Here is a 300-nt window from a genome sequence, read left to right as displayed (position 1 = left end):
CGCAACAACCGGCCCACCGCATCGCGGGTGAAGCGATGCTTGATCGGGGCGTCTGACTCGCTCGGCGGCGGGCCATCCTCGTAAGTGTTACGCGCTTCCGGCGCAGGCGTGGGGTGAGCGTCAGTCCCAGTAATATCGTCCACGGCGTTGTAGTGGTAAACGCGGTAGCTGCCGTCCAGATCGACCTGAGTGGACAACCGATCCAGCACATCCCACTCAAACCGATAGGCCTCGTCGTTCTCATTGCTCAGCTGTTGCAGGCGCCCATAGGCGTCATAGCTGAAACGCACCTTGTGCCCC

1 protein-coding gene is annotated in these 300 nt (G+C 61.7%); it reads right to left on the bottom strand.

Annotated features, from left to right (window positions below; all coding sequences use genetic code 11):
• A partial coding sequence (locus tag LIY45_RS30675; protein WP_226478738.1) for an RHS repeat domain-containing protein occupies positions 1–300 on the bottom strand: 300 nt, incomplete at both ends.

It is taken from the genome of Pseudomonas sp. MWU16-30323, from assembly GCF_020515595.1.
Classification (GTDB): Bacteria; Pseudomonadota; Gammaproteobacteria; order Pseudomonadales; family Pseudomonadaceae; genus Aquipseudomonas; species Aquipseudomonas yamanorum.
The sequence above is the reverse complement of the archived record's forward strand: the minus strand, read 5'-3'. Positions and strand labels throughout refer to the sequence as shown.